General features: G+C 73.0%; 19 protein-coding genes. 9 read left to right on the forward strand and 10 right to left on the reverse strand.

Translation table 11 applies throughout. The annotated features are described in order from the left end of the window. The 6 genes from JWP64_RS15475 to JWP64_RS15500 all read right to left on the reverse strand — a co-directional run. The coding region (locus JWP64_RS15475) for a biotin/lipoyl-containing protein (RefSeq protein ID WP_297497066.1) at positions 1-726 on the reverse strand (726 nt) is incomplete at its 3' end. Between the two features lie 17 nt (positions 727-743). Next, positions 744-2144 carry a dihydrolipoyl dehydrogenase gene (gene lpdA, locus JWP64_RS15480; RefSeq protein ID WP_297497069.1) on the reverse strand — a complete coding sequence of 467 codons (1401 nt, stop codon included), beginning with the start codon at positions 2142-2144 and terminating at the stop codon, positions 744-746. Further along, positions 2141-3127, reverse strand: coding sequence for an alpha-ketoacid dehydrogenase subunit beta (locus JWP64_RS15485; protein WP_297497072.1), 987 nt, complete (start codon positions 3125-3127; stop codon positions 2141-2143). Before JWP64_RS15485 ends, lpdA begins: the two co-directional genes overlap by 4 nt. Then, the gene (locus tag JWP64_RS15490) at positions 3117-4136 is read right to left on the reverse strand and encodes a thiamine pyrophosphate-dependent dehydrogenase E1 component subunit alpha (RefSeq protein WP_297497075.1); all 1020 of its coding nucleotides are present in this window, start codon (positions 4134-4136) and stop codon (positions 3117-3119) included. The genes JWP64_RS15485 and JWP64_RS15490 overlap by 11 nt, the downstream gene beginning before the upstream one ends. A 4-nt stretch (positions 4137-4140) precedes the next feature. Next, positions 4141-4974, reverse strand: a complete 834-nt coding sequence (locus JWP64_RS15495) for an alpha/beta hydrolase (RefSeq protein ID WP_297497078.1) — start codon at positions 4972-4974, stop codon at positions 4141-4143. Positions 4975-4986: 12 nt separating this feature from the next. Next, positions 4987-5472 carry a MaoC family dehydratase gene (locus tag JWP64_RS15500; RefSeq protein WP_297497080.1) on the reverse strand — a complete coding sequence of 162 codons (486 nt, stop codon included), beginning with the start codon at positions 5470-5472 and terminating at the stop codon, positions 4987-4989. A gap of 177 nt (positions 5473-5649) precedes the next feature. On the opposite strand from JWP64_RS15500, the gene JWP64_RS15505 reads away from it, so the two are divergent. Continuing rightward, positions 5650-6420, forward strand: a complete 771-nt coding sequence (locus JWP64_RS15505) for an IclR family transcriptional regulator (RefSeq protein ID WP_297497081.1) — start codon at positions 5650-5652, stop codon at positions 6418-6420. 56 nt (positions 6421-6476) lie between these two features. Here the strand turns inward: JWP64_RS15505 and JWP64_RS15510 are convergent, their stop codons facing one another. After that, positions 6477-7520, reverse strand: a complete 1044-nt coding sequence (locus tag JWP64_RS15510) for a cytochrome d ubiquinol oxidase subunit II (RefSeq protein ID WP_297497084.1) — start codon at positions 7518-7520, stop codon at positions 6477-6479. Further along, positions 7520-8986: a cytochrome ubiquinol oxidase subunit I gene (locus JWP64_RS15515; RefSeq protein WP_297497087.1), complete on the reverse strand. Its 1467-nt coding sequence runs from the start codon at positions 8984-8986 to the stop codon at positions 7520-7522. The genes JWP64_RS15510 and JWP64_RS15515 overlap by 1 nt, the downstream gene beginning before the upstream one ends. Positions 8987-9020: 34 nt before the next feature. Between JWP64_RS15515 and JWP64_RS15520 the strand changes: the two genes are divergently transcribed. The 4 genes from JWP64_RS15520 (at position 9021) to JWP64_RS15530 (ending at position 11000) form a co-directional block, all read left to right on the forward strand. After that, the gene (locus JWP64_RS15520; RefSeq protein WP_297497090.1) at positions 9021-9740 is read left to right on the forward strand and encodes a hypothetical protein; all 720 of its coding nucleotides are present in this window, start codon (positions 9021-9023) and stop codon (positions 9738-9740) included. A 415-nt stretch (positions 9741-10155) separates the two neighbouring features. Beyond that, a complete protein-coding gene (locus JWP64_RS15525) occupies positions 10156-10530 on the forward strand; it encodes an STAS domain-containing protein (RefSeq protein ID WP_297497093.1) in 375 nt (124 codons plus the stop codon). A gap of 37 nt (positions 10531-10567) precedes the next feature. Further along, positions 10568-10723: a substrate-binding domain-containing protein gene (locus JWP64_RS31535; protein ID WP_366890017.1), complete on the forward strand. Its 156-nt coding sequence runs from the start codon at positions 10568-10570 to the stop codon at positions 10721-10723. Between the two features lie 73 nt (positions 10724-10796). Further along, complete coding sequence (locus JWP64_RS15530; protein WP_297497096.1) at positions 10797-11000, forward strand: DUF2795 domain-containing protein; 204 nt, start codon at positions 10797-10799, stop codon at positions 10998-11000. 78 nt (positions 11001-11078) lie between these two features. On the opposite strand, the gene JWP64_RS15535 is transcribed toward JWP64_RS15530, so the two are convergent. After that, entirely contained in the window at positions 11079-11351 is a 273-nt protein-coding gene (locus JWP64_RS15535; protein ID WP_297497098.1) for a hypothetical protein, read from the reverse strand. Positions 11352-11510: 159 nt separating this feature from the next. On the opposite strand from JWP64_RS15535, the gene JWP64_RS15540 reads away from it, so the two are divergent. Then, positions 11511-11669, forward strand: coding sequence for a hypothetical protein (locus JWP64_RS15540; protein ID WP_297497100.1), 159 nt, complete (start codon positions 11511-11513; stop codon positions 11667-11669). Positions 11670-11903: 234 nt separating this feature from the next. After that, on the forward strand, positions 11904-12239 hold the full coding sequence (locus tag JWP64_RS15545; RefSeq protein ID WP_297497101.1) for a hypothetical protein: 336 nt from the start codon (positions 11904-11906) through the stop codon (positions 12237-12239). A 61-nt stretch (positions 12240-12300) separates the two neighbouring features. On the opposite strand, the gene JWP64_RS15550 is transcribed toward JWP64_RS15545, so the two are convergent. After that, positions 12301-13047: a PRC and DUF2382 domain-containing protein gene (locus tag JWP64_RS15550; RefSeq protein WP_297497103.1), complete on the reverse strand. Its 747-nt coding sequence runs from the start codon at positions 13045-13047 to the stop codon at positions 12301-12303. Between the two features lie 262 nt (positions 13048-13309). On the opposite strand from JWP64_RS15550, the gene dinB reads away from it, so the two are divergent. Together dinB and JWP64_RS15560 are read left to right on the forward strand one after the other, a co-directional pair. After that, complete coding sequence (dinB, locus tag JWP64_RS15555; RefSeq protein WP_297497105.1) at positions 13310-14524, forward strand: DNA polymerase IV; 1215 nt, start codon at positions 13310-13312, stop codon at positions 14522-14524. A 22-nt stretch (positions 14525-14546) separates the two neighbouring features. Beyond that, a partial coding sequence (locus JWP64_RS15560; RefSeq protein ID WP_297497107.1) for an acyl-CoA dehydrogenase family protein occupies positions 14547-14800 on the forward strand: 254 nt, incomplete at its 3' end.

Genomic DNA, 14800 nt, shown 5'->3' on the forward strand with positions numbered 1-14800 from the left:
GGCGGACCCGCTGACCGCGACGGGTCCGCCGGCCCCGGCCGACCCGGCGGACCCGGCCGCCCCGCCGGGCTCGCCGATCCGCGCCAGCGCCGTCCCCACGGGGACCGTGTCACCGGCCGGAACCAGGATCTCCAGCAGCACCCCGTCGTACGGGCTGGGGATCTCGGAGTCGACCTTGTCCGTGGACACCTCGAACAGCGGATCGTCGAAGGCGACGGGGTCCCCGACCTGCTTGAGCCAGTTCCCGATCGTGCCCTCGGTGACGGTCTCGCCGAGCTTGGGCATCGTGATGTCGTGGACCTCGCCCGTCGGCGTGCCGACGCCGGGGTCCTCCCCGCCCATGCCCTCCGAACCCCCCATCGAGGGCGACGCCGGGTTGCTCAGCGAGGGGCCGCCCGCCGCCGCGGTCGCCGGGGTCGCCGCGGCGGGGGCGTCGACCCCGGCGCGCCCGGCCTGCCCCGAATCTGACGACACCGCGGAGCCGGCCGGCCCGATGCGCACCAGCGGCGTCCCCACCGGCACCGTCTCCCCCGAGCCCACCAGTACCTCGACGATCACGCCGTCGTAGGGGCTGGGGATCTCGGAGTCGACCTTGTCCGTGGAGACCTCGAACAGCGGGTCGTCGAACGCGACCTCGTCCCCGGCCGCCTTGAACCAGTTGGTGATCTCGCCCTCGGTGACCGTCTCGCCCAGCTTGGGCATGGTCACGACCCACTCGTCGCTCATGTCTGGTGCCCTCCGGGTCAGCCGTGCAGGGAACGGCCGGAGAAAGTGATCATGGTTTCGCCGATCGCCTCGGCGAGGCTCGGATGCGCGTGGACCAGCCGGCCGACGTCGGACGGCAGGGCCTCCCAGTTCACGGCCAGGTACCCCTCGTGCAGGAGCTCGCTGGCCCACGGGCCCACCAGGTGGAAGCCGAGGATCGGCCCGCCACGGGCGGCGACGACCTTCACCAGGCCGTCCGTCTCGCCGAGGATCATGGCTCGGCCGTTGCCCGCCAGCGCGTGCTTGTGCACCTCGACGTCGTGCCCGGCGGCCCGCGCCTCGGCCTCGGTCATGCCCGTCCAGGCCACCTCGGGATGGGTGTAGACGACCCAGGGCACCTTGGCGTAGTCGACCGGCGGCGGGTTGTCACCCAGGATGTGGTCGACCGCGACCATCGCCTCGGCGTACGCCACGTGGGCGAGCCCGGGTGTGCCGACGCAGTCCCCGATCGCGTAGACGCCCGGTCGCGACGTCTGCATCGTGGCCGTGTCCACCTCGACGAAGCCGCGCCGGTCGATCCGCATCCCGGCCTCGGCCGCGCCGATGTCCTCGGTTACCGGGCGGCGTCCGATCGACACCAGGACCTGGTCGACCTCGATCTTGTCCGAGCCGCGTGGGGTCTCGAAGGGCACCACCACGCCGTTCGACGTCTGCTCCAGCGTCCCGACCCGCGCCTCGGCGTGGATCGTGGTGCCGCGCTTCTTCAACGAGCGGGCGAGCACGTCCGCGACGTCGCGGTCCGGGCCGATCGGCAGCACGCCGTGCGGCAGCGCCTCGAGCAGCGTCGTGTCGACCTTCAGGTCGGTGTAGACGGAGGCGAACTCCGCGCCGATCACGCCGCCGCCGATCACGGCGACCCGTTCGGGCAGCCGGTCGGCGTCGCTGTTCGTGCTGTGGTCCGAGGTGACGACGCGGACGCCGTCGACCTCCATGCCCGGGATCGCGCGGGGCACCGAACCCGCGCAGACGATCACGGCCCGGCCCCGCAGGGTCTGGCCGTCGACCGACACGGCGCCGTCGGCCGTGAGCCGGCCCCAGCCGTTCACCACCGTGACCTTGCGCCGCTTGAGCAGCCCGGACAGTCCCTTGTGGAGCTGGCTGACGATGCCGGCCTTGCGCGAGTTCGCGGCCGGCCAGTCCGGCTCCGGCTGCACCCCCTCCGGCAGCCGGACACCGTGCGCTCCCGCGTGGGAGACCGTGCGGAACACCTCCGCGGCGTGCAGCAGCGCCTTGGCCGGGATGCAGCCCCGGTGCAGGCAGGTGCCGCCGACCTTCTCCTTCTCGACGAGGGCCACGGTCAGCCCGGCCGAGGCGGCGTACAGCGCGGAGGCGTACCCACCGGGCCCGCCGCCGAGCACCACGACGTCGAAGTCGCTCATGCCCGCGCCACCTTCCGGAGCGTCTCCGCGATCTGGGCGGGCTGCGGGATCACCGCGTCCTCCAGCGGCGGGCTCGTCGGCGTCGGGGTGTTGAGCGCCGCGATCCGGACGACCGGCTGGTCCAGGTGCCAGAAGGCCTCCTCCTGGATGGTCGCCGCGATCTCCGCGCCGTACCCCAGCCGCTTCGCCGCCTCGTGCAGCACGACCGCCCGGGACGTCTTCTTCACCGAGTTCACGATCGTCTCGACGTCCAGCGGGACGAGCGTCCGGACGTCGACGACCTCGACCGAGATCCCGTCCTTGTCCAGCTCCTCGGCGATCTCCAGGCCCTGGTGCACCCCCGCCGAGTAGGTCACGAGCGTGACGTCGCGGCCCTCTCGGACGACCTTTGCGACGCCCAGCGGGATCGGGTCGAGCGAGATCGGCCCCTTCGCCTTGAGCCGCCGGTAGAGGTACTTGTTCTCCAGGTAGAGCGTCGGGTTGTTGTCCCGGATGGAGCTGATCAGCAGGCCCGCGGCGTCCTCCGGCGTCCCCGGCATCACGATCTTCAGGCCCGGGACGTGCGCGAAGTAGCTCTCCACGCTCTGGCTGTGCGTCGGCCCGGCGCGGAGCCGGCCGCCGAACGGCGCCCGCATGGTGACGGGCATCGGGTCCCCGGTGCGCCAGTGGTGGCGGGCCAGGACGTTGATGATCGGGTCGAAGGCGCAGGAGATGAAGTCCGCGAACTGGAACTCCACCACCGGCCGCAGCCCGACGAGTGCGGCCCCGGCGGCGAGCCCGGTGAAGCCGGTCTCGGCGATCGGGGTGTCCACGACGCGGCGCGGCCCGAACTTGTCCAGGAAGCCCTTCGTCACCTTGAAGGCGCCGCCGAACTGGCCGACGTCCTCGCCGATGATGAAGACGTCGGGGTCACGGTCCATCTCGGCGTCGAGCGCGAGTCCCACCGCCTCCAGATAGGTGGCGGTACCGGAGTCAGTCGGCATACACACCGTCCTCGATGTCGCCCGGGTCGGGCATGGGGTCCGCGAGCGCCTTGCGGCGGGCGGCGATGGCGTACTGCCGCGCGTCCTCCCGGACCTGCTTGGCGGCGTCGACGTCCAGGACGCCGGCCTCGATCAGCACGTTCTCGAAGAGCTCCACCGGATCCTTCTTCGAGTACTCCTCGTAGAGCTCCTTGAGCACGTAGTCCGCCGGGTCGTGCTCTGCGTGGCCGTGCATGCGCATCGTGACGCCCTCGATCAGGGACGGCCCCTCGCCCGCCCTGGCCCGGGCGACGGCCTCGGCGGTCGCGTCGTGCACGGCCAGCGCGTCCGTGCCGTCGACCTTCACCCCGGGCATCCCGTACGCCGCGGCCTTGGCTGCGAAGCTCTCCGACGCGGACGTCAGGCGCAGCGGGGTCGAGTAGGCGTACTGGTTGTTCTCGATGAAGAAGATGTTCGGCAGCTTCTGCACCGACGCGATCGTGAGGGACTCGTGGAAGTCCGCCCTCGACGTCGAGCCGTCGCCGCAGAACGCCAGGCACACCCGGTCCTCGCCCCGGTACTTCGCTGCGAACGCCATCCCGGTGGCGACCGGGAAGTTGGCGGGGATGTGGCTGGGCAGGTTGTAGATGTTGAGGTCGAGCCGCCCGTAGTGCAGGGTCCCGTCCCGGCCGCCGGTGGGCGACGTGGCCTTGCCCATGAAGCTGGCCATGACCTGCCACGGCTCCATGCCGCGCCACAGGTGCGCGCCGAGGTCCCGGTGGATCGGGGCGAGGTAGTCGTCGGGGCGCAGCGCGGAGGCCGCGCCGACACTGATCGCCTCGTGCCAGTGTCCGGTGTAGAGGGAGCCGAGCAGGTCGCCGCCCTTGTACATCGCCACCATCCGGTCCTCGACCGCACGGGTCAGGACCATGAACTTGTGGATCCGGCGCAGCAGGTCCGGGTCCCGGTCGCCCACCGCCGTGGCGGCGGGCTTGCGCCGGGACCGGGTGCCGGTCGTCCGCGTCGCCATCCGCTCAGTCGCCCTTGAAGAAGTCGCGCACGAGGCGGTTGAAGTCGTCGGTCCGCTCGATCATCGACCAGTGCCCGCAGTGCGAGAACACCCCGAGGTCCGCGTTGTCCAGCAGCTCCTCGAGCTTGTAGGAGTTGGACAGCGGGATGACCTGGTCCTCCCGGCCGTGCAGCACGAGGGCCCGGTGCGGGAGGGCGCTGATCTCCTTCTCCGGCGTCGTCATCGCCTCGACCCAGCGCTGGCGGGGCTCGGGGAACATCGACGAGAAGGACTCCTGGAAGCCCGGCTGGGTGGCGCCCTCGTAACGGACCTGCGCCAGCTCGGCGCCGGTGAGCTCCTTGTCGTAGGCGAAGTAGCCCATCACGCTGCGCATGCCCTCGAGCGTGCCGTCGTAGCCCCACACCGCGTCGAGGCCCTCGGTGATCGGGAAGTCGACGCCCATGCTGCCCATCAGGACGAGCTTGTCCACCCGGTCGGGGTGCTGGGTGGCCAACCGGAGCGCGATGGCGCCGCCGAAGCTGTTGCCGATCATGTGGGCGCGTCCGATGCCCAGCGCGTCCATGACGCCGAGGGTCTGGTCCGCCCACGTCTGCACGGAGTAGTCCGGGTTCTCGGGACGTTCCGAGTAGCCGAACCCGACCATGTCCGGTGCGACGCAGTGGAAGTCCTCACCCAGTACCGGCAGGACCAGCCGCCAGTTCGCGTACGACGTCACGCCCGGGCCGGACCCGTGGACCAGCACGACGTGCTCGTCGCCCGAGCCGGACTCGAGGTAGTTCGTCCGGATCCCGTTGGCATCGACGTCCTTGCCGATCGCCGGGTTCTCCGTCGTCGTCATGCGGGTTCCCTCTCAGGAGTAGTAGCGGAAGACGAGGTCGGCGACGCAGCACGGCTTGGGCTCGCCCTCGATCTCGTAGGTGAGCCGGTAGACCGCCTGTGCTCCGCCGGCGAGCTCGCGGACGTCCGCGAGCGCGACGTGCATCCGGATCCGGCTCCCCACGCGCAGCGGCGACGGGAAGCGGACTTTGTTCAGGCCGTAGTTGAGGACGACCCCGAAGCCCTCGACGGTGCAGACCTCCCAGAGCAGGCCGGTCGCCAGCCCGAGGGTCAGGAACCCGTGCTGGACGGTCGCCCCGAAGGGCCCGGCCTCCGCCCGGACGGGGTCGACGTGGATCCACTGCTCGTCGCCGGTGAGCTTCGCGAACAGGTCGATCTGCGCCTGCCCGACGGTGCGCCAGCTGCTCGTCCCGATGTCCTGGCCCGCGCGTTCCCGCAGGCCCTCGAGGCCGTGCAGGACCACCGGTCCCGATCGCTGTGTGGTGGTCGGTTCGCCCATCGTCGCGCCCTCCGTCGTCCTCGGCGTGGCTGCTCCGGCTGACCTCGAGCCGAGTGAAACACCGCGCGACGCGGCGGCGGGCCGGCCAGAGGCCGTTTCCTGCTGAGTGGGAGTGCCGGCGGGGCCGTGGCGACACGCCCCGCGAGGTGGCCACCATGGGCCGGAGCGAGGAGGGCCATGGCCGGGGGCAGCACGCAGTGGCGGGGACGGTCGGTGATCAGCAAGGTCGTCTCGCTGCTCGACGCGTTCGGCCCCGAGAAGCCGGAGCTGTCCCTCGGCGAGCTGGCCCGGATGACCGGCCTGCCCGTGTCGACGACCTACCGGCTGGCGTCCGAGCTCGTCGACTGGGGCGGGCTCGAACGGGCCGCGGGCGGGTCGGGCTACCGCATCGGCATGCGCATGTGGGAGCTCGGCTCGCTGGCCCCGCGCACCGCGGAGCTCCGCGAGGTCGCGCTGCCGTACATGCAGGACCTCGGTGCGGCGACGCGGGAGAACGTCCACCTCGCGGTCCGCGACGGGCACGAGGCGCTCTACGTCGACACGATCGCCGGCCGGGCCGCCGTGCCGACCCGCTCGCGCCGGGGCGGCCGGCTGCCGTTGCACGCCACCGGCGTCGGCAAGGTGCTGCTCGCGCACGCCCCGGACGCCGTCCTGCAGGAGCTCCTGGACGCCGGGCTGCAGCGCTACACCCCGCACACGATCGTCGAGCCGGCCCGGCTCCGGCGGACGCTCACCGAGGCGCGGCGCACCGGGCTCGCCTGCGCCCACGAGGAGATGAGCCTGGGGTCACGGTCGGTGGCCTCGCCCGTCACGGGTCCCGGCGGCGACGTCGTCGCCGCGCTCGGGCTCGTCGTCCGGACCGGGAAGGGCGACGTCCGCCGCCTCGGCCCCGCGGTCCGCACCGCCGCCCTCTCGATCTCCCGCTCCCTCGGCGGTCGTGCGCGGTGAGTGGTGCCAGGGCACCACTCACCGCGCACGGGCGGCGTCAGCCGCAGGTACCTCGCTCAGGAGGTGTCCTCCACTGGTTCGGGCTCGGCCGCGGCGGGTCCGCGCTGGAAGAGCGAGTACAGGTAGATCAGCGACGGGACCAGCACGAGCGTCCCGATCACCAGGGAGACGAGCATCGCCACCAGCGTGGGCCGGCCGGCGGCGGCGTCGTCGATCGTCAGGGCGGGCGGGAGCAGGTACGGGTACTGCCCGGTGGCCCAGCCGACGAGGATCGTCGCCACCGCCAGCGCCGAGGCGATCCGCGCCGAGGCGTAGCGGCGCAGCGCCAGGAGCACGATCGCCGCGACCCCGGCGACCACGGACAGGACGATCACGGGCAGCCCCCGCCCGACGAGCCCGTCGAAGAGCAGGGGTGCGTCGGTGCGCAGGACGAAGAACCCGACCAGCCCGGCGGCCCCGGTCAGCGCCGCGGTGCCGAGGGCCCGGACCCGGAACTCCTCGGCCAGCTCCTCGTGGCCGTCGCGCACCGCGTCCCCGCAGAGGAACACCGCGGCCAGGTATGCGCACACCAGCACCGCGAGGAGACCGCCGAGCGTCGACGTCGGGTTCGCCCAGCTCGTCACGACGTTCCCGGCCGCGATCCCCGGCGGCACCCGCCCGGACGCCACCCCGCCGACGACCGCACCCAGGAAGTACGGCGTGACCAGCGACGACACCGCGAAGGAGGCGCCGAGGAAGCGCCGCAGGCCGGGCTCGGTGGTGCTCTTGCGGAACGCGAACGCCGCCCCGCGGGCGATCATGCCGAAGGCCGCGAGGGTCAGCGGGACGTAGAGCGTGGTCGCCACCGAGACGAAGCCGCGCGGGAACGCCGTCCAGAGCACCACCAGAACGAAGATCAACCAGACGTGGTTGGCCTCCCAGACCGGGCCGATGGAGTGCTCGATCAGGGCACGGCGCCGCGCCCCGGCGCGGGTGCCGCCGGAGAGCAGGTCCCAGGTCCCCGCGCCGAAGTCCGCGCCGCCGAAGAGCCCGTAGGCGATCAGCCCCACGAACATCAGGCCGAGCACCACGTCCGGCAACGTCACCGAGAACGAGCTCATCACGCGGCCGGTACCGGATCGTCGCGCTCCTGCGGCGCCGCGGTGTCCTGGCCCCGGGCCAACCGTCGCAGCACGTAGACCGTCAGCGCGGTGAGCACGACGTAGATCACGACCACGGCATAGAAGCCCAGGTAGAGACCGGGTGCCGGGCTCACGGCGTCCGCGGTGCGCAGGATGCCGTACACGATGAACGGCTGCCGCCCGACCTCCGTGGTGATCCAGCCGGCCTCCATCGCCAGCACGGCCGCCGCCCCCGCGACGGCCACGGCGCGCAGGAACCAGGCGGTGTGCGGGATGCTCCGGTGCCGCCACCAGCTCCACGCGAGCCAGAGCGCGAGCAGCAGCAGGGCGCTGCCGATCCCGACCATCGTGTTGTAGGCGAGGTGGACGATGTTGACCGGCGGCCGCAGCTCCGGCGCCACGCTCTCCAGGCCGGTCACCGCGCCGTTCGGGTCGTGGGTGACCAGCAGCGACAGGCCCCAGGGGATCTCGAGCGCGCCGCGCAGCTCGTCGTCGACGTAGATCCCGCCGAGCGAGAGCGGGACGGCGGTGGAGCTGCGGTACAGGCCCTCCATCGCGGCCAGCTTCACCGGCTGGTTCTCCGCGACGACGTTCGCGATCCAGTCCCCCACCCCGAGCTGGATCGGGGCCGCGATCGCGGCGAACGTCAGCGGGACGAGCAGCCCGAAGCGGTGGTAGCGGTCGCGCCGCCCACGCAGCATCCCGATCGCGTAGACGGACGCGATGGTGAACCCGGTGACCATGTAGGCGGCGATCAGCATGTGCACGAACTGCGGCCAGGTCGACGGGCCGAACATCGCGCCCACCGGGTCCGCGTCGACCACCCTGCCGGCCGGGTCCAGGTCGAAGCCGGTGGGGTTGTTCATCCAGGCGTTGGCGGCGATCACGAAGAACGCCCCGGCGACCCCGGACACGATCATCGGGATCGCGCTGAGCATATGTGCCCGCGGCGACATCCGGTCCCAGCCGAACAGGTAGATGCCGACGAAGATCGCCTCGATGAAGAAGGCGAAGCCCTCCAGCACGAACGGGAAGCCGAAGACCTCGCCGAAGGGCTCCATCAGCCCGGGCCAGAGGATGCCCATCTCGAACGACAGCAACGTCCCGGACACGGCCCCGGCGGCGAACAGGACGCCCATTGCCCTGGCCCAGGTGTGGGCGAGCCCGCGCAGGTCGGGGTTGCCCCGCCGGTGGGCCCGCCACTCGGTGAACACCACGATCGTCGGGAACGCGATGCCGAAGCAGGAGAAGACGATGTGCCAGCCCAGGGACAGCGCCATCTGCATCCGCGCCGGATAGAGGTTGTCCGCCGCCCCGGTGAGCACGAGCGCGTACTGCTCCACGTCGGCGACCTCCGTGTCGGTGATCCGGACAGCGGGCCAAGGATGCGGCGTCCCGGGTGCCGGGACGGGGCGTTCCCGCTCGATGGAAGCGGAGTACCCCACGCGGTGGACCGCGAATACTGGGACCGTGGACCCCGTGCCCGAGGAGCCGTCGCTCTGGCCGGACCCCGCCGCCCTCCGCGCGCTGATGGCCGGTCCGGCCGGCGCGCTGCTCGACCGGCTGCTCCGCCGGGCCGCCCGCCAGCTGATCGGCAGGCGGTTCACGGTGCCGGGGACCGGGGGTGAGCTGGTGCTCCGGCTCGATGCGGTGCGGGCCCGCCCCGAACCGCTGTCCGTCGCGGTCGGGCAGTTCGGGGACGTCGGGGTGAGCGCCTCGGACGTCGAGTGGCGCGGCGTCCCGATCCGCCGGCTGGACCTGGCCTGCCGCAACGTGCACGTCCGCCCGACAGGCACCGCGGTGGCCGCACCCGTGACGCTGGAGGTCGCCGTCGGGATCGACGTGGTGCGGGACCTCGTCGCCGCCGCCCGGCCCGCCGTCCGGATCGACGCCGGCGCCTCCGGGCAGGCGCGGGTGGCCTGGTCGCACCGCGCGGAGACGGCCGCGGTCCATGTCGTCCCCGAGATCGCCGGACGCGCGCTGCAGCTGAGGCCGACGGTCCTGGAGATCCGCTCGCGCCGGTTCCGGCTGCCCGGCTGGCTCCCGCCGGCCCGGATCGCTCTGCCGGATCTCCCCCGGAACCTGCGGTTGCGGGACGTCGAACCCGGCGCCGACGAGGTCGTGCTGCGGCTCGTCGCCGGGCAATGGGCTGAGGAGCTTCCCACGTCGCCGCTGCTCGACCTGTTCACGATGTCCTGAGCCGGACCTGGTTCCCGCTCAGCGGAACCGCGCGGAACGGGCGTGGCCCCGCGGAAGTTGCATAGGAGATGACGACGGAATCGATCCAGTTCAGCGTCCACCTCGACGTGGTAGCCGAGTCCCTCTATTGCCGGTACGGGGCGGCGCCCTGGCGTGATCTCCCCGAGGACACCCGCGCGCACTTCCGAGATCTCGTGCGGGCGGGCGTCGACGGCGCCGGGAACCCGCTCACGGGCACCCCACAGCCCTCGGCCTCGGACCTCCCCGATCGGTCAGGGACAGCCGGCCGCTGAGCCCGTCCGCACCGCCGCCGACCTACCCTCGCAGGGAACCGCCTCCCCGGCCCGTGCGTTCCACACACCGGAGGCAGTCGGCGGGGCCGGGACGGGCCGGGTGCCAGGCGTCGGGAGGGTCAGTGCACGAGCGCAGGACCGGCGCATGTCCCGCCGCGTCCGTCGACAGCGCGGCCGTCGACGGCTCGGTGTCGGTGCAGAGGCACCGGCCGCACCAGGACCTCGTCCTCGTGCAGGTGCGGGGAGACGTCGGCGACGCCGCGGGCGCGGACCTCGCCCGGCGGCTCACCGCCGTGGCCACGCCGGGCACGGACGCGCAGGTGGTGCTGGACCTCGCCGGGGTCACCGCCCTGTCGCGCGCCGGCCTGGACGTGATCCTGCGGGCGCAGGAGTCGTTGGAGGCGGGCGGCGGCAGCCTCGAACTGCTCGAGCCCTCACCACCGGTGCTCCTGCTCCTGCACGACGCGGCGGTCGCGCAGGACGAGGCCCCCCCGTAGCGGCGGGTCACCGTCGTCCTGGACTCCGTCGAACGACATCTTCGGCTCGGACTTCTGCCACCCGCCGCTGACCACGGTCACCAGCCCCGCCGAGCAGGCCGGGCGGATGCTGGTCGACATGCTGATGGGGACCTGCGCGCCCGGCCGGGCGGTGCTCCCGACCCCGCTGCACGTCCGGGACTCCACCGGGTAACCCGGCCCGGGATTCCGCGTTACCAAAGCATGACCGCCGCCCCGCCGGGTAGCCGCCCACCATGGGATTCCAGGTGACAGAGGTACAGAAGGCACTCAAGGGTGCGGACTACCCGATGAAGGGGCAGGATCTCGCCGAGCTCGCCGAACGCAACGGGGCCGACAAGGACCTCGTCGAGACGCTGCGCAAGGTGCCCGAGGTCGACGGGCCGAACGGGGTCATGAAGCACCTGTCCGGTGAGCTCGGCGGCCCGACGTCGGACGACTCCGGCAGCTGAGCACCGGCCCGACGACCCCTCCCCGGTCACGGGCCGTCGGACCGGCCGGTCGTCGCTTCCTCATCGACGACCGCGTGCTCACGACGGCGACCGGGCACGCCGACCGGCCGAGGCTCGGCGGGCCAGCTCGTCCAGGTCGTCGTCGGTGAGCGGCCGGGGCAGGCGCAGGACGACCGCGTGGCGGTCGCAGGTGAACGCGTGGAGGGCCTCGTCGGTGGCGGCGACGTAGATCAGTCCGCTCGTCGTCGGGGCGGAGGCGCACGGCTGGTAGCCGCCCGGACCCGAGCCCCCTACACCCGCGCAGCACCCGGCCGCGTCGGGTTCGACGAGGGCGCCGTCCAGCATCTGCATACACCGACGGTGACATCGCGCCGACGCCCGGGCCTGCCGAAACGTCGAAGTGGGGCGGCGTGGCCCAGCGTTCTGGGCCGTCCGCCCGCGTGGGACTGGTGCGGCCGGCGGCGCGGTACCGGTGCCATGGCTGGGCACCTGTGACGAACAGGAGGCCCGATGACGGTCGGCGTGACGTGGGCACAGGTGTTGTCCCGGCGACTGGACCGCCACCTGCTGGGCGCGATCCCCGCCTACCTGGGTGCCCACGGGCCCGCCTCCGCGGACGCGTTCAGCCAGTGGCTGTGCCGGAGCGCGGCGAACAGATCCGCGCTCTAGGGGGTTCGAGGGGCTCGTCGAGGCCGGGCCGGTCGACGCCGCGGGCCTGGAGAGCGAGGTCGGGTTCCTGGAGAAGGTGCTCGAGACGGCGCTGACGTCTGCGATCACGACCGTCTGAGCCCGCCCGGTGGCGGGTCCGCGCGCCGGCCGCGCGACCGCCACCGCTCGGCCCACGTTCGCCCGACCGGCGACCTCCGGTCTCGCCGCTGCCCCAGATGGGCGACGCTGGCGACCGTGCGCGACCGCCAGCCCCACGACCTCTGCGCCGAGGTCCTCGACCAGGCCGCCGCCGACGCCGTCCGCGCCCTGCTCGCGGACCCGGCCGACGGGCACACGGTGCGCGCCGTCGTCGGGTACCTCGGGGAGCGGTTCGGGCCGGACGCGGTGCGGGACCTCGCGGAGGTGCTGGCCGCGGACGTCGCCGAACTGATGACGGTCCTCGGCGAGGTACAGGGCCGGGACCCGCACGTCCTCCTCGACGAGTGGACCCACGACGAGCCGCGGCCGGACCTGGCCGAGGTCCCCGAGGCGATCGACGGCCGCGGGTCCCCGCGCGAGACGCCGGGGTGAACACCCGCGTCGCCGGGCCTCGGGTGAGGTCCGGCGACGCGTGGGTGCGCTCAGGTGCTGCTCAGTGCTTGTCGCGGCCCCGCACCTGGTGCTGCGGGTCGTCGACCTCGACCTGCTCCTTGCGGACCGTGCCGGACACCGTCTCGTCCTCGGTCACGGTGCGGGTGCCGAGCCCGACCGTCTCGACGGCCTCGATCGTCTTGTCGACCACCGGCTTCTCCGCGTGCAGGGTGACCTCGTGCGTCTCCTCCTCGATCTTTCCGCGACCGGCGTGCTTCCCGTCGGTGACGGGCTCGCGCTCGAGGCGGACCTCCTCGTGGCTCACCGGGACGGTGACCTGCTGCTCCTCGGTGACGACGTACTTGCGCAGCCGGACCCGCCCGGTCTCCTCGGACTCGGTACCGACCCGCAGCCGCTCCTCCGAGCGCGTCATGGAGTCGTCCGCGCCGCGGGTGCGACCGGTCGTGTCCCGGTCCGCCTCGGTGCCGTCCGCGGCCCGGCCGCCGTAGTGGCGGCGCAGCTCGGACTCCTCGCGGCCGCTCAGGTGGTCCGCGTCCTCGCCGACGTGCGGCGCGTCCTTCACCTTCGCCTTCCGCACGCCCAGCGCGACGTCGCCGCCCTTGACGTCCGCGCCGTCCAGCGGGACGAAGCTCTCCTTCATGCCGAAGAGGCCGGTGTGGACGGTCGCCCAGGTCGGCGCGCCGCTGTTCTCGTCGACGTAGACCTGACCGATCTTGCCGACCTTCTCCCCGTCCCGGTCGTAGGCCTGGCGGCCGATCAGGTCCCGGGTCATCGTCTCCGTGATCATCTCGTGTCCTCCTGCTTCGTCGGTCGTCGAGCTGACGTCAACGGAGTGCTCGAAGATCGAGTATCCGAACCGCGAAAGCCCGGACGTCCGGTCGATCGAGGGACCCGGCAGGGCCGAACGGGGGTCCCCGCGTCCCGCGGATGATCACCCAGGGCGAGCGGCGCCCCGTCACGTGGGACCGTCCGGCGCGGGACCCCCGGCCTCGGCTCGCGGTCGACGTCCGAGCGCAGGACTACCGAACCGCCGGTCCCGATGCGAACATATGTTCGTGTCCGACGAGCCGACCGAGCAGCGCGCGACGATCCTGCACGCGGACCTCGACGCGTTCTACGCGTCGGTGGAGCAGCGGGACGCGCCGCAGCTCCGGGGCCGGCCGGTGATCGTCGGCGGCGGGGTGGTGCTGGCGGCGAGCTACGAGGCCAAGGCGTGCGGCGTCCGCACCGCGATGGGCGGGCGGCAGGCGCGGGCGCTGTGCCCCGGTGCGGTCGTCGTGCCGCCGCGGATGGAGGCGTACTCGGCGGCGAGCAGGGCGGTGTTCGCGGTCTTCCGGGACACGACGCCGCTGGTCGAGGGCATCTCGATCGACGAGGCGTTCCTCGAGGTCGGGGGCCTGCGGAAGATCGCGGGCGCGCCCGTGGACATCGCCGCGCGGCTGCGCCGGGAGGTCGCGGAGCGGGTCGGCCTGCCGATCACCGTCGGGGTGGCGCGCACCAAGTTCCTCGCGAAGGTGGCCAGCGGCGTGGCGAAGCCGGACGGGCTGCTGCTCGTCCCGCCCGGGCGGGAGCTCGCGTTCCTGCATCCGCTGCCGGTCGAACGGCTCTGGGGCGTCGGCACGGTCACCGCGGCCAAGCTGCACGCGCTCGGCATCCGGACCGTCGGCGAGGTGGCGGGGCTGGGTGAGGCCGCCCTCGTCTCGATCCTCGGTCGCGGTTCGGGCCGGCACCTGCACGCGCTCGCGCACAACCTGGACCCGCGCGCCGTCGACACCGCCCACCGGCGCCGGTCGATCGGCTCGCAGCGCGCGCTCGGGCGCCGGGCGCGGTCACCGGTGGAGATCGACACGATCCTGGCCGGGATCGTGGACCGGCTCGGCCGGCGGCTGCGCGGCGGGAACAAGGTCTGCCGCACGGTGGTGCTGCGGCTGCGGTTCGGCGACTTCACCCGCGCCACCCGCTCGCACACCCTGCAGCAGGCGACCGCGCACACCGGGACGTTGCTGGAGGCGGCCCGCTCGCTGCTGCGCGGCGTCCTGAGCACGGTCCTGGACCGCGGGCTCACCCTGCTCGGTGTCTCGCTCGCCGAGCTCGCCTCGGACGACGGGGTGCAGCTCACCCTCCCGTTCGACCAGCAGAGCGGCCCCGCCCTGGACACCACGCTCGACGCGCTGCGGGCCCGGTTCGGTGGCGAGGCCGTCACCCGGGCGGCCCGGCTCGGCCACGACCCCGGGATCAGCGTGCCGATGCTGCCGGACACCTGAGGAGGGGTGTGAAGATGACGCCATGGACTTCGCCCTCTCCGAGCAGGCCGTCGCCGTCCGGGACGGGATGCGCGAGCTCTGTTCCAAGTTCGGCCTGGACTACTGGTCCCGCTGCGACGCGGAGCACCGCTGGCCCGAGGAGCTGTGGGCCGAGCTCGGTGCCGGCGGCTGGCTCGGTCTCGCGGTTCCCGAGGAGTACGGCGGCGCCGGCTTCGGCCTGCTGGAGCTCGCCGTCGCGCAGGAGGAGCTGTCCGCGAGCGGCGCGGGCAGCGCCGG

It is taken from the genome of Pseudonocardia sp. (genome assembly GCF_025465255.1).
GTDB lineage: Bacteria > Actinomycetota > Actinomycetes > Mycobacteriales > Pseudonocardiaceae > Pseudonocardia.